This is a genomic window from Pseudomonas sp. USTB-Z, from assembly GCF_019691255.1.
Taxonomy (GTDB): domain Bacteria; phylum Pseudomonadota; class Gammaproteobacteria; order Pseudomonadales; family Pseudomonadaceae; genus Aquipseudomonas; species Aquipseudomonas alloputida.
In genome coordinates, this window is sequence record NZ_JAECZP010000026.1 from 47,476 (window position 1) to 65,337 (window position 17,862).

Annotated in this window: 18 protein-coding genes; 8 read left to right on the plus strand and 10 right to left on the minus strand. The window is 62.9% G+C overall.

The window, feature by feature from the left end:
- Positions 1–179: 179 nt before the first annotated feature.
- Positions 180–2,222 (plus strand): S9 family peptidase, encoded by a 2,043-nt coding sequence (locus I8746_RS23445; protein WP_012051504.1) that lies wholly within the window; start codon positions 180–182, stop codon positions 2,220–2,222.
- 196 nt (positions 2,223–2,418) lie between these two features.
- Here the strand turns inward: I8746_RS23445 and I8746_RS23450 are convergent, their stop codons facing one another.
- On the minus strand, positions 2,419–2,697 hold the full coding sequence (locus I8746_RS23450) for a hypothetical protein (protein ID WP_003254675.1): 279 nt from the start codon (positions 2,695–2,697) through the stop codon (positions 2,419–2,421).
- A 132-nt stretch (positions 2,698–2,829) separates the two neighbouring features.
- Here I8746_RS23450 and I8746_RS23455 point away from each other — a divergent pair, with 132 nt between their 5' ends.
- Both I8746_RS23455 and I8746_RS23460 read left to right on the plus strand, forming a co-directional pair.
- Complete coding sequence (locus I8746_RS23455) at positions 2,830–3,201, plus strand: YajD family HNH nuclease (RefSeq protein WP_003254676.1); 372 nt, start codon at positions 2,830–2,832, stop codon at positions 3,199–3,201.
- Between the two features lie 71 nt (positions 3,202–3,272).
- A complete protein-coding gene (locus tag I8746_RS23460) occupies positions 3,273–3,743 on the plus strand; it encodes an RNA methyltransferase (RefSeq protein WP_003254677.1) in 471 nt (156 codons plus the stop codon).
- A 64-nt stretch (positions 3,744–3,807) separates the two neighbouring features.
- On the opposite strand, the gene I8746_RS23465 is transcribed toward I8746_RS23460, so the two are convergent.
- The 3 genes from I8746_RS23465 to I8746_RS23475 are packed head-to-tail and all read right to left on the minus strand — an operon-like array spanning position 3,808 to position 5,728.
- Entirely contained in the window at positions 3,808–4,026 is a 219-nt protein-coding gene (locus I8746_RS23465; RefSeq protein WP_108078912.1) for an aldehyde dehydrogenase family protein, read from the minus strand.
- A gap of 2 nt (positions 4,027–4,028) precedes the next feature.
- The gene (locus tag I8746_RS23470) at positions 4,029–5,237 is read right to left on the minus strand and encodes a hypothetical protein (RefSeq protein WP_012051503.1); all 1,209 of its coding nucleotides are present in this window, start codon (positions 5,235–5,237) and stop codon (positions 4,029–4,031) included.
- Between the two features lie 41 nt (positions 5,238–5,278).
- Positions 5,279–5,728, minus strand: a complete 450-nt coding sequence (locus I8746_RS23475) for a YcgN family cysteine cluster protein (protein ID WP_004575890.1) — start codon at positions 5,726–5,728, stop codon at positions 5,279–5,281.
- 145 nt (positions 5,729–5,873) lie between these two features.
- Between I8746_RS23475 and I8746_RS23480 the strand changes: the two genes are divergently transcribed.
- Complete coding sequence (locus tag I8746_RS23480; RefSeq protein ID WP_014755682.1) at positions 5,874–6,467, plus strand: nitroreductase family protein; 594 nt, start codon at positions 5,874–5,876, stop codon at positions 6,465–6,467.
- A gap of 112 nt (positions 6,468–6,579) precedes the next feature.
- Here I8746_RS23480 and I8746_RS23485 read toward each other — a convergent pair whose 3' ends face one another.
- The 4 genes from I8746_RS23485 to I8746_RS23500 all read right to left on the minus strand — a co-directional run bounded on the left by I8746_RS23485 (position 6,580) and on the right by I8746_RS23500 (position 10,765).
- On the minus strand, positions 6,580–7,512 hold the full coding sequence (locus I8746_RS23485; RefSeq protein WP_004575888.1) for a D-2-hydroxyacid dehydrogenase: 933 nt from the start codon (positions 7,510–7,512) through the stop codon (positions 6,580–6,582).
- A gap of 2 nt (positions 7,513–7,514) precedes the next feature.
- Positions 7,515–7,808 carry a YcgL domain-containing protein gene (locus I8746_RS23490; protein WP_003254683.1) on the minus strand — a complete coding sequence of 98 codons (294 nt, stop codon included), beginning with the start codon at positions 7,806–7,808 and terminating at the stop codon, positions 7,515–7,517.
- Entirely contained in the window at positions 7,805–8,938 is a 1,134-nt protein-coding gene (gene rnd, locus I8746_RS23495; RefSeq protein WP_004575887.1) for a ribonuclease D, read from the minus strand. Before rnd ends, I8746_RS23490 begins: the two co-directional genes overlap by 4 nt.
- Before the next feature lie 189 nt (positions 8,939–9,127).
- Entirely contained in the window at positions 9,128–10,765 is a 1,638-nt protein-coding gene (locus tag I8746_RS23500) for a phosphoethanolamine transferase (protein WP_012051501.1), read from the minus strand.
- Positions 10,766–11,017: 252 nt separating this feature from the next.
- On the opposite strand from I8746_RS23500, the gene I8746_RS23505 reads away from it, so the two are divergent.
- Positions 11,018–11,254, plus strand: a complete 237-nt coding sequence (locus I8746_RS23505; protein WP_003254689.1) for a YdcH family protein — start codon at positions 11,018–11,020, stop codon at positions 11,252–11,254.
- A 278-nt stretch (positions 11,255–11,532) separates the two neighbouring features.
- Here I8746_RS23505 and I8746_RS23510 read toward each other — a convergent pair whose 3' ends face one another.
- Entirely contained in the window at positions 11,533–12,714 is a 1,182-nt protein-coding gene (locus I8746_RS23510; protein WP_012051500.1) for a PLP-dependent aspartate aminotransferase family protein, read from the minus strand.
- Between the two features lie 92 nt (positions 12,715–12,806).
- Between I8746_RS23510 and I8746_RS23515 the strand changes: the two genes are divergently transcribed.
- Positions 12,807–13,268, plus strand: a complete 462-nt coding sequence (locus I8746_RS23515; protein ID WP_003254691.1) for an Lrp/AsnC family transcriptional regulator — start codon at positions 12,807–12,809, stop codon at positions 13,266–13,268.
- 109 nt (positions 13,269–13,377) lie between these two features.
- Here I8746_RS23515 and I8746_RS23520 read toward each other — a convergent pair whose 3' ends face one another.
- Positions 13,378–15,708 (minus strand): FdhF/YdeP family oxidoreductase, encoded by a 2,331-nt coding sequence (locus tag I8746_RS23520; protein WP_014860695.1) that lies wholly within the window; start codon positions 15,706–15,708, stop codon positions 13,378–13,380.
- A gap of 222 nt (positions 15,709–15,930) precedes the next feature.
- On the opposite strand from I8746_RS23520, the gene moaA reads away from it, so the two are divergent.
- Positions 15,931–16,935 carry a GTP 3',8-cyclase MoaA gene (gene moaA / locus I8746_RS23525; protein ID WP_221101104.1) on the plus strand — a complete coding sequence of 335 codons (1,005 nt, stop codon included), beginning with the start codon at positions 15,931–15,933 and terminating at the stop codon, positions 16,933–16,935.
- A 20-nt stretch (positions 16,936–16,955) separates the two neighbouring features.
- Entirely contained in the window at positions 16,956–17,855 is a 900-nt protein-coding gene (locus I8746_RS23530; protein WP_014860696.1) for a bestrophin family protein, read from the plus strand.
- The last annotated feature ends 7 nt before the right edge of the window (positions 17,856–17,862 follow it).

Genomic DNA, 17,862 nt, shown 5'->3' on the forward strand with positions numbered 1-17,862 from the left:
GGTGTTCGTGCAAGCCAGGCAAAGAGATGCCTATGATAAACACTTTTCCGGGCGCAGACAGTGTTTGCCTGTGCCGGCCTCTTCGTGGGTAAACCCGCTCCTACAGGGATCGCACCGAGGTAGGAGCGGGTTTACCCGCGAAGAGGCCGGCACAGGCAACCCCAATCAAGAGATCTTCAATGCCAGCCAAGCCCCAACCCCCGATTGCCCAAGCCGACCAGGCCACCGACCCGTATGCCTGGTTGCAACAGCGCGATACCCCCGAGGTACTCGCTTACCTGCACGCTGAAAACGCCTACCAGGAAGCCTGCCTGGCCGACCAGGCACCGTTGCGTGAGCAACTGTTCGAAGAGATCAAAGGCCGCATCCTGGAGACCGACCTCTCGTTGCCGGCGCCCTGGGGCCCCTACCTGTACTACACCCGTACCACCGCCGGCGACGAATACCCGCGTCACTACCGCTGCCCACGCCCGGCCGACGACTCGAACACCGTCGATGAAAGCCAGGAGCAACTGCTGCTCGACCCCAACGTCCTGGCCAACGGCGGTTTCCTCTCCCTCGGCGCGTTCAACATCAGCCCCGACCACCGTCTGCTGGCCTACAGCCTCGACACCAGCGGCGACGAAATCTATACCCTGTACGTCAAAGACCTGGCCAGTGGCCGTGTCACTACCCTGCCCTTCGACAACTGCGACGGTAGCCTGACCTGGGCCAACGACAGCCAGACGCTATTCTTCGCAGAGCTGGATGACACCCACCGCCCATGGCGCCTGCGTCGCCACACCTTGGGCACCGACGCCGCGCACACCGTGTTCGAAGAGCCAGACGGGCGTTTCTTCCTGCACTGCTACCGCACCAGCTCCGAGCGCCAGCTGGTGCTGCTGCTGAACAGCAAGACCACCAGCGAGGCCTGGGTGCTGGACGCCGAAACCCCGCAGGCGCCGTTCACCTGCCTGGCGCCGCGCGTCGAAGGCCACGAATACTTCCCCGACCACGGCCAACTCGACGGCCAGTGGCGCTGGTTCATCCGCACCAACCAGGATGGCATCAACTTCGCCCTGTACCACGCGCCAGTCGCGCCAGTGCCAAGCCGCGAACAGTGGCAGGTGCTGGTGGCGCACCGCGACGCGGTCATGCTCGAAGGCCTCAGCCTGAACGCCGGTGCCCTCACCCTGAGCCTGCGCGAAGGCGGCCTGCCGATCATCGAAGTACGCCCGCAGGGCTTGCCGGCCTACCGCGTCGAACTGCCAGACGCCGCCTACAGCCTGTACGTGCAGGACAGCCTGGAATTTGCCAGCACTCGCATACGCTTGCGCTACGAAGCGCTCAACCGCTCGGCCCAGGTGCGCCAACTGACGTTGCCCACGGGCGCCCAGGTGGTGCTCAAGCAAACCCCGGTGCTCGGTGCATTCGATGCCGATGACTATGTCAGTGAGCGCCTGTGGGCAACCGCAGCGGACGGCACCCAGGTGCCGATCAGCCTGGTACGCCGCCGCCAGGACCTGGGCAAGACCGTGCCACTGTACCTGTACGGCTATGGTGCCTATGGCGAAAGCCTCGACCCCTGGTTCTCACATGCGCGTCTGAGCCTGCTGGAGCGCGGCGTGGCCTTTGCCATCGCCCATGTGCGAGGTGGTGGTGAACTGGGGGAGGCCTGGTACCGTGCCGGCAAGCAGGAGTACAAGCACAACACGTTCAGCGACTTCATCGCCTGCGCCGAGCACCTGATCAGCCAGGGCGTGACGGCCGCCGATCGCCTGGCCATCAGTGGTGGCAGCGCCGGCGGCCTGCTGATCGGCGCGGTGCTCAACCTGCGCCCTGAGCTGTTCCGCTGCGCCATTGCCGAAGTGCCCTTCGTCGACGTGCTCAACACCATGCTCGACCCGGAGCTGCCGCTGACCGTGACCGAGTACGATGAATGGGGCAACCCTGAGGAGCCGGAGGTGTATGAACGGATCAAGGCTTATGCGCCGTACGAGAACCTGAAAGCGCAGGCCTACCCGGCGATGCTGGTGGTGGCGGGCTACAACGACAGCCGCGTGCAGTATTGGGAGGCGGCCAAATGGGTGGCGAAGTTGCGCACACTCAAGACCGACAGCAACCTGCTGCTGCTCAAGACCGAGATGGGGGCTGGGCATGGCGGGATGAGCGGGCGGTACCAAGGGTTGAAGGATGTGGCCCTGGAGTATGCGTTCGTGTTTGGCGAGCTGGGTATCCTTTGAGAGAGCGGGGGGCGCGTTGCGCCCCTTTCGCGACACAAGGCCGCTCCCACAGGACAGTGGGCTGCACCCCAGATGTTGGACATCTGTCCATCTTCTGAGGTGCAGTCCACAGCGCGGAATCCAGTCCAACCTGTGGGAGCGGCCTTGTGTCGCGATGGGCTGCAAAGCAGCCCCAGACGCCCTCAGCTCCCGCCCGTCAATCATCCTCCACAACCGGCTTCGGCGGGTCCTGCCGCAACCCGGGCAATGGCTGATCCTTCGGCGGGCCGGGCACTGGCATCGGCGGCAACAAGGGCGCCCCCGGCTGGCTGTCATAAGCCTTGGGCGGCGTACTCGGGGTAATCTGCGGGTATGGCGTAGGCGTCGGCGTACCGGGCGCGCCGGGTACTGGCGGCGTGAGCCTGGGTGGCGTGCTGGCAGCTTCTGCCAAGGGCAGGCCAGCCATCAACAGCGCGGCGAGGATCGCGTGAAACATCAGCAACCTCCTGTCGGGAACCTTTCTACAGGCTACGCCTAAATCAACGCTTTCGCCTGTCCGCCTGACCTGCAAGCGCGCTAGACTCAATGGCATAACCGTCACTTGCCTGATCAGAACAAAGGAAACACCATGAGCTCCACCTCTTCTGCCGCCGCCACCGCGCGCCTCGACCGCATCCTGGCTGATGCCAAGCGCGACAAGGAAATGGGCTACCGCGACAAGGCCCTGAGAATGTACCCGCACGTATGCGGCCGCTGCGCCCGCGAGTTCGCCGGCAAGCGCCTGAGCGAGCTGACCGTGCATCACCGTGACCACAACCACGACAACAATCCTCAGGACGGCTCCAACTGGGAGCTGCTGTGCCTGTACTGCCACGACAACGAACACTCGCGCTACACCGACCAGCAGTACTTCAGCGAAGGCTCCACCAGCACCCCGAGCATTGCCAAGGCTACGCACAACCCGTTTGCCGGGCTGGCGGGCATGCTGAAGAAAGACTGAACATCGATTCGCCCCCCGCTGCTACCGGGCAGCCCGTATAATCGCGCTTTTTTCGCGAAGGGCCCCGGTACGTGGCAAACAAACGATACAGCTGCATCGGCCTGTTCAACCCCAAGTCGGCAGAAAACGTCGGCTCTGTGATGCGCGCAGCGGGCTGCTATGGCGTCAATTCGGTGTTCTACACGGGCAAACGCTATGAACGCGCACGTGACTTCGTCACTGACACCAAGCGCGTGCACTACGACATCCCGCTGATCGGCATCGACGACCTGCAGCGCATTATCCCGCTGGGCTGCACGCCAGTAGCGGTAGAACTGGTGGAGGGTGCGCGGCCATTGCCGGATTACACCCATCCGGACCGGGCCATTTACATCTTCGGGCCAGAGGATGGCTCGTTGAGCGAAGAGGTGCGGGGATGGTGTGAAGAGACTATCTACATCCCGACCGAGGGCTGCATGAACCTGGCAGCGACGGTGAATGTGGTGCTGTACGACCGCTTGGCCAAGGGGCTGAATACCCGCTCGGGGCCCAAGTTCAAATAAAAAGGCCGCCACTGCGGCGGCAGGACAGACCTGCCAACACAGGGCGACCGAGTGCTGAGCTCCGTCAGAACAGCACCGAAACCGGGCCGAACATTGCCTCGACAAACCATGGGTTGTCGCGATCAACGCTGCCGACGATGGTTGGCTGCACGCTCCCCAACCTCGGTTTCGCCCCGTGAACAATGCTGAGTTTCTGCTCCGCGGTGTATTCCAGGTACGACTTGATACGCTTGAAATGCGACTTGCAGACGATGCCGCCCTGCCGATTGTCAGGCGCAGGGATGCCTAGTGCAGCACCTTGCTCTGCAGCACATCGGAACGCCGCCCCAGCACGTTCTCGCTGATCTGCACAAAGTCTTCGGTACTGACGCTGGGCAGGCGCATCAGCCCCCGCACCACATCGTCCAACGAACGTTTGGCCTGGGTGTGAATGCGGATTTCCTTGTCCAGCGCCTGCAACAGCATCACGCCGCGGGCCACCTGGGCCGGGCTTGCGCGTTCACCCTTGAGCCGGTTGACCTTGGCGCCCTGCTTGCTCAGACGCGCCTGCCAGACCTGGTAACGGTCATCACTCATCCCGCCCGAGCGGCGTAGCAACTCGTTGGCGTAATAATCGGTCAGGCTCTCTACCAGCCAGTCACTGCCGTCACGCCCGTGAATCTGCGCGAACAGTTGCACCAATTCGCGCAGCAACGGGCTATTGCCGTTTTCGCTGACCATGGGCCGGGCACTGTTCAGGTACAACGAGCCCTGCGCAGCCATAGCCCCTCGCCACATGCCGTCACGCGCCCCGACCAACAGCAGCTTGGGCGGGTTACGCGGGAACACAGCTTGTAGTTGTGGCCAGACGAATGTGAGCAAGGTCAGGCTGTCCATGCGCCGCATACCCTGCCCCACCGGCGCGGCCACGGTCACTTCGGTCTCGCCCAGGCGAGCGCGGCGGCTGCCCAGGTCGCCGGCAAGCATCCAGCCGGTCGGGCGATCGAACAGGCGCGACACGTTGTCGATGCGAAACTTCCCCTTGCCGATACGCGGCCAGGACGTTTCGATGCTCTTCCAGCCCTCGGGCAGGTCGAAAGCCAGGCGCGCCACCAGCTCGGTACCATCCTGCTGGTCGAGGCGCGCAGGGGGTATCAGCTGGTCGCCGAGGAACAGCGCCCAGTGTGGGGTGATGCGTGATGAATAGGCGCCGCTGGCCAGCTTCTGGTCCAGCTGCACACGGTAGCTGAGGCTGGTCTTGCCGGCCGCTGGCTGCCAGATACCACGCTGCCCCTTCAGCTGCCATTGCCCATCGGCCTGGAAGCCGCTGTAGGCCCCAGCCTTGCCCAAGTCGAAGTCCAGGCTGCGCACGGCGCTGCCTTCAGCCAATGTCACGCGGACCTCGGCCTGGCCGCTGGCAGGCAGCAAGCGCACCTGGTAGTCGAGGTCGACCTTCTTCGCCCAGGCCGGCGAACTGGCCATCAGGCCCAACAGCAACAACAGCTGGCAACGCATACAGAAACTCCTTGTTTCCCCGAGGCAGCGGGCTACGCCGGTCAGCTGGCGCGAAAGATCAGGTGGTCTTCCCAGTCGTCTTCGTGCACATCGTGTTCACTGAGCATACGCCCCGACTGGGAAATGCGCTGTTCATGAACCTGTTGCCGGTCGCCACAGACCAGGTGGTGCCAAGCCGGCAAGTCCTTGCCCTCACTGACCAGACGGTAACCGCAGGTACTCGGCAGCCACTTGAACTGGTCGGCCTTGCCCGGGGTCAGCTGGATGCAGTCTGGCACGTGGGCGAAGCGGTTGGGGTAGTCGCTGCACTGGCACGTATCCAGGTCCAGCAATTTGCAGGCGATGCGCGTGTAATAGACGCTGTTGTCGTCTTCGTCCTCGAGCTTTTGCAGGCAGCACAGGCCGCAGCCATCGCACAGCGACTCCCACTCTTGCTGGCTGAGTTGTTCGAGGGTCTTGCGCCGCCAGAACGGCGCGTTTTCAGCGATCATCACACAGGGTTCCTGCCTTCATCTTGGGGGCCACGGCGCGCGGCGGCGCCAGTCTAGAGCCTGGCCTTCGGCAAAGCCAGACCGCTTGTCAGTCGCGACGGCACGCAGTAGCGTGCGCTTTTCCCGTCCGTTTGCAGGAGCCGCCATGAGCGCCAACCCCCGCATTGCCGATTACGCCATCAACGAGCAGTTCATCAACCGCTGGTCACCACGCGCCTTCACCGCCGAGCCGATCAGCGAAGAAACCCTGCTGAGCTTCCTCGAGGCCGCCCGCTGGGCACCTTCGGCCTATAATTCGCAGCCTTGGCGCTTCCTTTATGCCCGCCGCGACACGCCGAACTGGGAGCGTTACCTGAGCCTGCTGGTGCCATTCAATCGCAGCTGGGCGCAACAAGCGTCGGCGCTGGTGCTGGTCATTTCGAAGACTACCTTCGCGGCCCCGGGCGCTACGGAAGAAAAACCGGCCCTGTGGCACACCTTCGACACGGGCTCTGCCTGGGGGCACCTGGCCCTGCAGGCCAGCATCAGCGGCTGGCATACCCATGGCATGGCCGGCTTCGATCAGGACCTGGCACGTCAGGAACTGAAGATTCCCGATGGTTACGCACTGCATGCCATGGTGGCGATCGGCAAGCTGGGGGACAAGGCCAGCCTGGATGAAGCCCTGCAGGCGCGTGAAGTGCCGAGCCCGCGCAAGCCGCTGAGCGAGCTGGCTGCTGAAGGCGATTTCAGCCTGTAAGGTTTGTGTTGGCCGTGCTGGCCTCTTCGCGGGCAAGCCCGCTCCTACGGGGATATCACCACCCTGTGCTGGAGGGGTTTTCAGGCGAAGAGGCCGGTACGGGCCACAGCAATCAGTAGCCCCGGGCGAAATCGACTTCGCCACGCAACCCCTGCCCCGCCGCATACGCTCGCACATTCTCCGCAAACAAGCGCACCATCGCCGCCGGCGAGGTGGGCGCCGAGCTGTGCCCGGTCAGCAGCAAGCCCCAGGCGGTCCAGAACGGGTGTTGCTTGGGCAGCGGCTCCTGGCGGCACACATCGATCACCGCACCGGCCAGATGGCCCTCCTTCAACGCCTCGACCAGGTCGGCATCGACCACCGCCACACCACGTCCGGCATTGATGAACAAGGCCGAGGGCTGGAAGCACTTGAACAGCGCTGCGTCATACAGGTCATGAGTCGCCGGGGTATCCGGCAGCAGGTTCAGCACGTAGTCGACCTGGCCAACCAAGCGCGGCAGGTCGGCCAGCGCCGCCACCTCGACGAACGGCGCCTGCTCACGGGCGCTGCTGGCAACGCCGTACAGCGCCACACCAAACGGCTGCAGGAACTCGGCCACACGCTGACCAATGTCGCCTACACCCACAATGAGGACCTTGCGCCCTTCCAGGCTGCGCCCCGGGCGGTCATCCCACCGCCGCTCGACCTGGCTGACCAGGCGCGACAGCACCTCACGCTCATGGCCTAGCATATAGGTGAGCATGTACTCGGCCATCACCTGCCCGAAGATGCCTACTGCGCGGCTCAGGCGGTAATCACGCGGCAGGCCGTCGGCCAGCAACGGCGTGATACCGGCCCATGTCGACTGTATCCAGCCAGGCTTGTGGCCTTGGCGCAGCAGACTGGCCAGCAAGTCCGGCTGACCCAGCCACACCGGGCACTGCGGTGCCTGGCGGGCCAGTTCGGCAGAGTCGCCGCTGGTCAACACTTCCACTTCTGGCGCGGCGGCGCGCAAAAGCCCGGCGTATCGAGCATGGTCATGCTCAGCGATCAGTACACGCATGGTCAGACGGGGTCGTTACGGCGCAGCAGCTCTTCGGGCAGGTGCTCGATGTACTCATCTTCCAGCGGTGGCATCTGCAGGTGGTAGCCTTGGCTTTCGAGGTTCTCCAGCACCTTGGTGATGTCCTCGCGGGCCAGCTTGCGCTCAGGGCTGAGCACCAAATCGAAAGCGTGCACGGGGGTGCCGAAGAACGGCAGCAGGCCTTCAGGCACGCGCTCCAGGCCGTCAGCCTTGAGTACGTACAGGTACATTTCGTTCTTGCGTGGGCTCTTGTAGATCGAGCAAATACGTTTCATCGGGTTTCTCCGGCACCTGCCAGGTTGTCCAGCAGGGCCTGGCCCATGCGCTCACGGCGCCAGCCGCGCAGCGAATCGGGCAGTTGATAAGGGCCATTGGGGTATCCGCTCTTGAGCAGCGCCTCCAGGGCTTTCTTGCGCAGCATCAACTCGGGCGCAATCCCCAGGCGCTCGCCTTCGGCCTGGCCGATGGCACGCAGCTGCTTGAGAAGGCCCGCAGCCTCGATCGGCAGCGGCTCGGGCAAGGGCGCAGGCCATTGCTCGGCAGGCAGGCTGGCGGCGCGCTTGATCAGCTGGATGAGGCACTCACCGTCCTGACGAATGGTGCGTGGGTGCATCTCGTCGATCTTGGCCAAGGCTGACAGGTTGTTCGGCTGGCTTTTGGCCATGGGCCACAGCGAGTGCTCCTTGAGGATACGATTACGCGGCACATCGCGGTTGCGCGCTTCGCGCTCGCGCCAGGCGCACAGCTCACGTAGCACTGCCAGCTGTTGAGGCGCCAGCTTCCAGGCCAGCTTGACGTCGCGGTACAGGCTTTCAGGCTCGACTTCACGGCGCAACGCAGCCACCAGCTCGGCGCCGTCTTCCAGCACCCAGGCATACTTGTCGTCACTCAGCCGCGGGCGCAGCACGGTGAACAGCTCGGCCAGGTGCACGGCATCTTCGGCAGCGTAGCTGACCTGGGTTTCCGAGAGCGGGCGTTGCAGCCAGTCGGAGCGGGTTTCGCCTTTGGGCAATTCGATGCCCAGCACTTCCTGCACCAGCCGCGAATAGCCCATGGAGAAGCCCAGGTTCAGGTAACCGGCGGCCAGCTGAGTGTCGAACAGCGGCTGAGGCAGCTTGCCGGTCAGGCGCAGCAGCACTTCAAGGTCTTCGCTGCAGGCGTGCAGCACCTTGACCACACCGCTGTCTTCCAGCAGGTCGGCCAAGGGTTGCCAGTTGCCGATCAGCAGCGGGTCGATCAGAAAGGCGCGTTGGCCGTCGCCGATCTGAATCAGCCCGGCTTTCGGGTAGAAGGTGTCGACCCGCATGAATTCGGTGTCGACGGCGACGAAGGGCAGCAGGTGCCAGTCGCGGCAGTGTTCGGCCAGGCTCTGGTCGTCACGGATCCAGTGAATTTCGATGGCCACAAGGCTCTCCCACTAACATTGGCGCGCAGTATATACGGCGCGGGCACTGCGGGTGAAACTGTCCCGCTTTTCGGGGGCAGTCCACCCTGTGGGAGCGGGCGCACCCGCGAATGAAGGCAACACGGTGTATGGCCCGGGCTTGCCCGCTCCCACAGGGATCGCCCAAGCTTGCATGAAACGCGACTGGCTTCAGCGCTTGGCCGCCAGCCAGGGCCGGCAACTGGCGAACATGTCCAGCGACTGTTGGTAGAGCTCGGTATGCACCTGCAACAGGCCAAGCATCGAGTGGAACAGGTTGTCCTGGGACAGCGGGGCATCGCTGAGCCGTGCCAGGCAGTCGGTATCGACGCCGAAGTCCTCCTTGTAGCTGTCGGAGAACCAGGTCAGCAGCGGCACGTGCTTCTGCGGCTCGGGAGCGATGGCGTAGGGCGTGCCGTGCAGGAACAGGTTGTACTCGCCCAGCGACTCGCCGTGGTCGGACAGGTAGATCATCGCCGTGTCGACCTTGTCTTGTTTGCTGCGCAGGGTATCGATCAGCGAGGCCAGCACCTTGTCGGTATAGGCCAGGGTGTTGTCGTATCCGTTGATGATTTGCTCCTTGCTGCACTGGTTCAACGCGTTGCTCTGGCACACCGGTGTGAAGCGCTCGCCATCACTGGGGTAGCGCTTGAAGTACTCGGGGCCGTGGCTGCCCATCTGGTGCAGCACCAGCACGGTGTCCTTGTCGAGGTTGTCGATCAACGCGTCCAGGCCTTGCAGCAGGATCTGGTCATGGCATTCACCATCGGCGCACAGCTGCGGGTCCTTGAGGTTGCTGACGTCGATGAACTGCACGCGATCGCAGGTGCCTTTGCAGCCCGACTGGTTGTCACGCCACTGCACGGCCAGGCCGGCACGCTGGAGGATGTCCAACAGCCCTTCGCGGTTCTTCGCTACGCGGGCATCGTAATCCCTGCGCTTCATGCCCGAGAACATGCAAGGCACTGAAACCGCTGTTTCCGTACCACACGAGTGCACGTCGGAAAACGCCAGCAGGCCTTGCTCTTTGGCGAGATTGGGCGTGGTATCGCGGTCATAGCCCAGCACGCCGAAATGGTCTGCCCTGGCACTTTCCCCGACCACCAGCACGGTCAGCGACTTGCGCTCATGTTTTTGCCAGGCCGCATCACGCTTGGCATCTTCGCCATAATGCTGGAACGGGCGCGAAGCCGTACCGACACGCTCGCTGACATAACCAATGGAGGCCCCGACGATATTGCTGGGGGTGAGCATCAGGCGCAATTCATGGTGATTGCGGAACAGCGACGATAGCCCTTGATAATTGACCAACGCGACCGAGCCAATGGTCACCACACAGGCACCACTGACCACCAACTTGCCCAGCAACTCGCGGTGCCAGGGGCGGTAGGCGATCTGCGCCTTCCACAGCAGCACCGATGGCAGCACGCCCAGCAGCAGGATATACGCGGCAAACTTGAACGACATCAAGTCGCGCACTTCCGCAACATTGGTCTCGGCCATATTGCGGAACATCGCGGCGTCAATAAGTACGCCGTACTGGTTCATGAAGTAAGCCACGCCCGCGCCACTGATGAACAACACAATAAGTACCGGCTTCAATACATACCGGAAGGCAAGTAACGTGAGTATGAGATTGAAGGCAAACAGCATCAGCACAGCAAACGCCAGACTCAGCCACAACCCCGACAGGCCGGCAGGAACCGCCGCTTGCAGATGCTCCCAGAGGAACATGTTGAAGCCGATCAGCAGGTAAAGACTGGCCAGCAGCGTGACCCATTCAGTCCGCAGGGATTTGAAGTTGAGCATTAGCGTTCGCAATCAAGAGTGATTATCACCCCCAGGCCAAATGGCACTGTGGGAAAGTTGGGCGAACTCTAGAAAGCACGTCATCAATTTTTTGTGAAAAAGTCGGTAACAATTTCGTGAGGGTGCGTCTTTTACCAATTATCTCAAAACCATTCAGCTGCCATTCAGCCTGAACCGCCGTCACAAGCCTGCGCAAAGACAGCTATCCTCAATGGTCAGGACCTTACCGACAACCCTGACAGAGGTGAAGAAATGCCAGTTCCGCACGATCTGCTCGCTGACCTGCACGTTACCGCTGATGCATTCCAGGCACTCATAGAGAAGGATCAGGACCTGCACAAACTGCACAAGGAGTACAACGCCAAGGACAAGGAGGTGGTAGCCGCCGAAGGCAACGGCACCAACGACGAGGCCGTCAACCGCCTGCGCAAGGAAAGGTTGCTGATCAAGGACAAGATCGAACGGATCATTCATCCGCCCAAATCCTGACAGGCATTTATTGAATCCACCGGCCTCTTCGCGGGTACACCCGCGAAAGGGCTGGGCCTGCTGGCCAGTATCCCTGGCCGTTCACCTTTGCCGCCGCTACCGTATTCGCGGGCAAGCCCGCTCCTACATTGAACTGCGACACCTGCAGGCGCGGGCGAGAGCCGGGCCTGCTGGCCAATGCCCCTGGCCGTTCACCGTTGCCGTCGCCTCCGTATTCGCGGGTAAACCCGCTCCTACCACCTGCAGGCGCGGGCGAGCCCGCGAAGAGGCCTGCAGCCCTACACAGCAACCAGCGCTTTCAACGCCCCATCCAGGTCCTCGACCAGGTCACGGTAATCCTCGATACCTACCGACAACCGCAGCAGGTTCTCGCTGATCCCCATCACCCCTTTCTGCTCTGGGCTCAGCGAGCAGTGCGACATGCTCCAGGAGTGGTTGATCATGCTCTCCACCCCGCCCAGCGAGTCGGCCAGCACAAAGATCTGCAGCGCCTCCACCAGGCGGTTGAGCGCGGCGCGGTCGCCTTTCACTTTCATCGCCACCACCGCCCCGCCACTGCGCATCTGGCGTTTGCACAGCTCATGCTGAGGGTGGCTTTCCAGCCCTGGGTAATACACCTGCTCGACCTGCGCGTGACCTTCCAGGAAGCGCGCCACCTGTAGGGCATTGGCACACTGGCGCTCCATGCGCACATCCAGGGTCTTCAGACCGCGCAGGGCCAGGTAGCAGTCGAACGGCCCTTGCACCGCCCCTATCGCCATGCTGATACGGCGCAGGCGCGCCAGCAACGCATCATTGGCCGCCACCACCACACCGCCGGTGAGGTCGGAGTGGCCGCCAATGTACTTGCTGGCCGAGTGCATCACCAGGTCCACGCCCAGGGTGATCGGGCGCTGGTTCCACGGCGAGCAGAAGGTGTTGTCGATGCAGGTGAGGATGCCCTTGGCCTTGGCCAGGTCGCACACCGCCTTGATGTCGACCAGGTGCAGCAACGGGTTGGTCGGCGACTCGATCCAGATCAGCTGGGTTTCCGGCTTGATCGCAGCCGCTACGGCTTCAAGGTCGTTGAGATCGACATAGGTGGTGGTCAGCCCCGAGGTGCGGCTGCGGTAATCTTCCATGATGCGGAACGTGCCACCGTACACGCCATTCATCACCACCACGTGGGCATCCTTGGGCAGCAGCTCAAGCACGGTTGCGGTGGCATTGACCCCCGAGGCGCAGGCCACAGCGCCCACGCCTTCTTCCAAGGCAGCGACACAGGTTTCGTAGGCATGCCGGGTGGGGTTGCCGACGCGGCTGTAGGAATATTCCGGCTTATCGTCCAGGCTGCGCTTGGTGAACGAACTGGCGGTGACGATGGCCGGAAAAATGGCGTTATCGGCAACGCTGAACTGCTCGCCGGCGTGAATGGTACGGGTGGCGAAATTGCGCGGCTTGTCGGACATGGTCAGGCCCATTGGCAGAATGAAAGCTGCAACTATCGCACAACCCAAATCATCTGGCCTTGGGGTAATCTGTGAAATATTTTTCTGCACGGCCAGCGCGCGATATGGACAGTTTCGACCAGCACATTCTTACCCTGCTACAGCGTGATGCCTCGATCTCGCTGAAGGACCTGGCCGAGGCCGTCAACCTGTCCACCACACCGTGCTGGAAGCGGGTCAAGCGCCTGGAGGAAGACGGCTACATCCTCGGCCGCGTCGCCCTGCTGGACCCCGAACGGCTGGGGTTGGGGCTTACCGTGTTCGTCCAGCTCAAGACCCAGCGCCACGACAGCGCATGGCTGGAGCAGTTTGCTGCGACGGTGACCGGGTTCGAGGAAGTGATGGAGTGCTACCGCATGTCCGGGGACTGGGACTACATGCTGCGGGTGGTGGTGGGTGATATTGCAGCGTATGACCGGTTCTACAAAAAGCTGATTACCCGTACCGATGGCCTATCGAACATCACCTCCAGTTTTGCCATGGAGCAGATGAAGTACACCACGGCTTACCCGGTGCATCGCGCCTGACCGGTGCTGGATTCTTCGCGGGCAACCTCACAGGATCACCTCAACCTCAAGCGCTGTGGGGTCCCGTAGGAGCGGGTTCACCCGCGAAGAGGCCAGCACAGGCACCCCATCAATCCGAGGCCAGCACCGCCGCAATGCGGTTCCCCGCCTTGGCTTTCACGACCTTGATTGCCACGAATTTCGAGGTCGGGGTATAGGTCCCCTCACCATAACTTTCCAGCGGTACCAACGGGTTGGTTTCCGGGTAATACGCCGCCGCCTGCCCCTCGGGCACGTCATACGCCACCAGGCGGAACCCGGACACCCGCCGCTCCACGCCATCCTCCCACAACGACACAAGGTCTACCTGCTCACCCGGTTCGAAGCCCAGGCGACGGATGTCCGCCTCATTGACGAACACCACCTCACGCAGGCCGAACACCCCACGGTAACGGTCGTCCAGGCCATACAGGGTGGTGTTGTACTGGTCGTGCGAACGCAGGGTCTGCAAAATCAGGTCGGGCTTGTCACCACGGGCCAGTACCTTGGCGTTGACCAGTTCCTCGGGCAGCGCGTGGGGCATGAAGCGGGCTTTGCCCGTGGCCGTGCGGAAGTTGCGATCGGCGGCATTGTTGCCAAGGTGGAACCCGCCGGGGCTGTTCAAGCGTTCATTGAAACCGGTAAAGCCCGGAATCACGTCAGCGATCATGTCGCGAATGCGGTTGTAATCGGCCACCGCGTGCTCCCAGTCGATCGGCTGGTTGCCCAGCGTGGCCTTGGCCATGCCGGCAATGATCCACGGTTCCGAGCGCATATGCGGCGAGCGCGGGCGCAACTGGCCGTGGGAGATGTGCACCATGCTGAAGGTGTCCTCCACGGTCACACCTTGCGGCCCTTCGGCCTGCAGGTCGATTTCGGTACGGCCCAGGCACGGCAGGATCAGCGCATCGCGGCCGGTGACCAGGTGCGAGCGGTTGAGCTTGGTGGAAATCTGCACGGTCAACGCGCAGTTCTGCAGCGCCGCGTGGGTGCGCGCGGTGTCCGGGGTGGCTTGGGCAAAGTTGCCGCCCAGGCCGATGAACACCTTGGCCCGCCCCTCTTCCATAGCCTTGATCGCCAACACTGCGTTGTGCCCATGGGTACGCGGCACACTGAACTGGAAACGTTGTTCGATGGCATCGAGTAGCGCTGCCGAGGGTTTCTCGTCAATGCCCATGGTACGGTCACCCTGCACGTTACTGTGGCCACGCACCGGCGACAGGCCTGCGCCGGGCTTGCCGACGTTGCCACGCAGCAGCTGCAGGTTGACGATTTCCTGCACGGTCGGCACCGAATGGCGGTGCTGGGTGACGCCCATGGCCCAGCACATGATGACCCGCTCGGCCTTGCGGTACATGCGGGCGGCCAGCTCGATCTCGGCCAAGGTCAAGCCCGACTGTTTGACGATGTGCTCCCAGGACGTGGCGTCCACCGCCGCCAGGTAATCGTCGACGCCGCTGGTGTGCTCGGCGATGAAGGCATGGTCGAACACCGCCGGCTCGCCCTTGGCCTGCGCCTCGCGCTCCCATTGCAACAAGTACTTGGCAATACCGCGCATTGCCGCCATGTCCCCACCCAAGGCCGGGCGGAAGTAGGCGCTGGAGGTCGGCTCGGAGCCGTTGCTGAGCATTTCGAACGGGTGCTGCGGGTGCTGGAAGCGCTCAAGGCCACGCTCTTTCAGCGGGTTGAAGCAGACGACCTGGGCGCCACGCTTGACCGCTTCGCGCAGGGGTTCGAGCATGCGCGGGTGGTTGGTGCCGGGGTTCTGCCCGATGACGAATATCGCGTCGGCCAGCTCCAGATCGTGGAACACCACGGTGCCCTTGCCCACCCCGAGGGTTTCCGACATGCCCGCGCCGCTGGCTTCGTGGCACATGTTCGAGCAATCCGGGAAGTTGTTGGTGCCGTAGGCACGCACGAACAGCTGGTAAAGGAACGCCGCTTCGTTGCTGGCCCGGCCCGAGGTGTAGAATTCGGCTTCATCCGGCGACTGCAGCGCACGCAGGTGCCTGGCGACCAGCTCGAAGGCCTCCTGCCAGGTGGTTTCGACATAGTGGTCGGTGGCGGCGTCGTAGCGCATCGGGTGGGTGAGGCGGCCCTGGTATTCAAGCCAGTAGTCGGTCTGCTCCTTCAGCGCGCTGACGCTGTATTTGGCGAAGAAAGCCGGGTCGACCGAGCGGCCGGTGGCTTCCCAGTTGACCGCCTTGGCGCCGTTTTCGCAGAACTTGACCATGTCGCTTTCCGGCGACTCGCCCCAGGCACAGCCGGGGCAGTCGAAGCCGCCGTTCTGGTTGGTCTTGAGCATGGCCCGCAGGTTCTTGAAGGCGTTGTCGCTGCCCAGCCAGCTCTTGGTCACGCTTTTGAGCGCCCCCCAGCCGGCAGCGGCGCCCTTGTAGTCCCTGATGTGTTCGTCCTGGCTCATGCGATGAATCCTCACGCTTCGATGCTTTTTTCCAGCCTATGGAGCGTGGGAAGGGGCGTCCAATCGAAAGATCTTACGGCGTGATAAGCGGTTTCGATCATGGCTGCCAGAGGCTGTCCAAGGCGATAGAGGCCATCGATCAACCGGTCAGGCAAAGCAATTTGACGGCCTTGCGGCCAGGTTATAGCTTGGAGTCATGTCCCAACCCATTCGAGTGCGAACGTGGAACAGAACAGCCGGGCCCTGATCGACGGCTTCAACCGGAAAATCGACTACCTGCGGATGTCGGTCACCGACCGCTGTGACTTCCGTTGCGTGTACTGCATGGCCGAAGACATGCAGTTTCTGCCGCGCCAGCAAATCCTCAGCCTCGAAGAACTGTTCCAGGTGGCCGAACGCTTCGTCGCGCTGGGCACTCGAAAGATCCGCCTGACGGGTGGCGAGCCACTGGTACGCCAGGGCATCGTCGACCTGTGCGGGCGCATCGCCGCCCTGCCCGGCCTGCGCGAGCTGTGCCTGACCAGCAACGGCTCGCAACTCGGGCGCCTGGCTCAGCCGCTGTTCGACGCCGGGGTGACACGCCTGAACATCAGCCTGGATAGCCTGGATGCCGACCGTTTCAAGCAGCTGACCCGCACCGGCGAACTAGCCCAGGTAATCGCCGGCATCGACGCCGCACGCCAGGCCGGTTTCAAACGCACCAAGCTCAACTGCGTGGTACTCAAAGGCCGCAACGACCATGAACTGGTCGATCTGGTGCGCTTTGCCATCGAACGCGAGCTGGACATCACCTTCATCGAGGAAATGCCGCTGGGGGTGATAAGCGAGCATGAACGTGGCGAATCGTTCTGCTCCAGCGATGAAGTACGGGCACGCCTGGCCGAGCAGTTCACGCTGGTCGAATCGACCGAGTCGTCCATGGGGCCGGCCCGCTACTGGCGCCTGGCCGAAGCCGCGAACACCCGGGTCGGCTTCATTTCCCCGCACAGCCACAACTTCTGCGCCACCTGCAACCGCGTGCGCCTTACCGTCGAAGGCCGCCTGCTGCTGTGCCTGGGCAACGAACACTCGGTAGACCTCAAGCACGTGCTGCGCGCCCACCCTGGCAACCCCGAACGCCTGGAAAAGGCCATTCGCGACTCGCTGCACCTCAAGCCCTATCGCCATCATTTCGAAGTCGGTGGCGATGTGCAGATCCTGCGCTTCATGAATATGACCGGCGGCTGAGCAGCCGTCTCTGGACTTCCATGATCGTCCCACCCTCCACCGATGTGTTGCGCGTGTTGTTCACCCTCAAGGGGTCGATCGTCAAACGCATTGCCCTGCGTTGCCTGATGGTGACACTGCTGGCCGCGCTGATCGTGCTGGTCGAGCGGCATTATCCGGCGTATTTCTACCCGGTCAGCGCCACGCCGTTCACCTTGCTGGGCCTGTCGCTGTCGATCTTCATGAGCTTTCGAAACAATGCGTGCTACGACCGTTGGTGGGAGGGGCGCAAGGCCTGGGGCAAACTGATTATCGAAACCCGCTCGTTCGTGCGGGAAAGCGTGGCGATTACCGACGAAACACTGCGCGCCGAACTGCTGCGCAACCTGTGTGGTTTCGCCCATGCACTCAATGCCCGGCTGCGTAACGAGGACGAGCGGGCAGCTGCCAGGCCGTGGCTGGCCAGGGCCGATGCGATCAGCCCGCACAATGTGTGCGACGGCATCCTGCGTGAAATCGGCGAACACTGTTCACGGTTGGCCGCACAGCAACAGATCAGCGAATGGCGCTACAACCTGCTGGAGCAGCGCCTGGTGGGCCTGACCGAAGTGCAGGCCACCTGTGAGCGGATCAAGGGCACACCCTTGCCGTTCCCCTACACGCTGCTGCTGCACCGTACTATCTACATTTTCTGCCTGCTGCTGCCGTTTGCCCTGGCCGAGCCACTGGGCTGGCTGGCACCGCTGTTCACCACCATCGTGGGGTACACGTTCTTCGGGCTGGATGCGATCGGCAACGAGCTGGAAGACCCGTTCGGGCGCGATGAGAACGATCTGCCGACCGATGCCATGGTACGGACTGTGGAGCGCGATGTGCTGGCCGGGCTGGGGGAGCAGCAGCTACCTCCCGCCTTGTTGCCGGTGGGGTATGTGTTGAGCTGACCGTGGG

Excerpts from the sequence above, each read along its gene's own strand:
- I8746_RS23515 (WP_003254691.1), top strand. The coding sequence starts at position 12,807 with ATGGACAGTTTCGACCAGCACATTCTTACCCTGCTACAGCGTGATGCC.
- I8746_RS23530 (WP_014860696.1), top strand. The coding sequence starts at position 16,956 with ATGATCGTCCCACCCTCCACCGATGTGTTGCGCGTGTTGTTCACCCTC.
- I8746_RS23510 (WP_012051500.1), bottom strand. The coding sequence starts at position 12,714 with ATGGGCCTGACCATGTCCGACAAGCCGCGCAATTTCGCCACCCGTACC.
- I8746_RS23445 (WP_012051504.1), top strand. The coding sequence starts at position 180 with ATGCCAGCCAAGCCCCAACCCCCGATTGCCCAAGCCGACCAGGCCACC.
- I8746_RS23520 (WP_014860695.1), bottom strand. The coding sequence starts at position 15,708 with ATGAGCCAGGACGAACACATCAGGGACTACAAGGGCGCCGCTGCCGGC.
- I8746_RS23485 (WP_004575888.1), bottom strand. The coding sequence starts at position 7,512 with ATGCGTGTACTGATCGCTGAGCATGACCATGCTCGATACGCCGGGCTT.
- I8746_RS23480 (WP_014755682.1), top strand. The coding sequence starts at position 5,874 with ATGAGCGCCAACCCCCGCATTGCCGATTACGCCATCAACGAGCAGTTC.
- I8746_RS23475 (WP_004575890.1), bottom strand. The coding sequence starts at position 5,728 with ATGATCGCTGAAAACGCGCCGTTCTGGCGGCGCAAGACCCTCGAACAA.
- I8746_RS23505 (WP_003254689.1), top strand. The coding sequence starts at position 11,018 with ATGCCAGTTCCGCACGATCTGCTCGCTGACCTGCACGTTACCGCTGAT.
- I8746_RS23490 (WP_003254683.1), bottom strand. The coding sequence starts at position 7,808 with ATGAAACGTATTTGCTCGATCTACAAGAGCCCACGCAAGAACGAAATG.
- I8746_RS23450 (WP_003254675.1), bottom strand. The coding sequence starts at position 2,697 with ATGTTTCACGCGATCCTCGCCGCGCTGTTGATGGCTGGCCTGCCCTTG.
- I8746_RS23470 (WP_012051503.1), bottom strand. The coding sequence starts at position 5,237 with ATGCGTTGCCAGCTGTTGTTGCTGTTGGGCCTGATGGCCAGTTCGCCG.
- I8746_RS23500 (WP_012051501.1), bottom strand. The coding sequence starts at position 10,765 with ATGCTCAACTTCAAATCCCTGCGGACTGAATGGGTCACGCTGCTGGCC.
- I8746_RS23455 (WP_003254676.1), top strand. The coding sequence starts at position 2,830 with ATGAGCTCCACCTCTTCTGCCGCCGCCACCGCGCGCCTCGACCGCATC.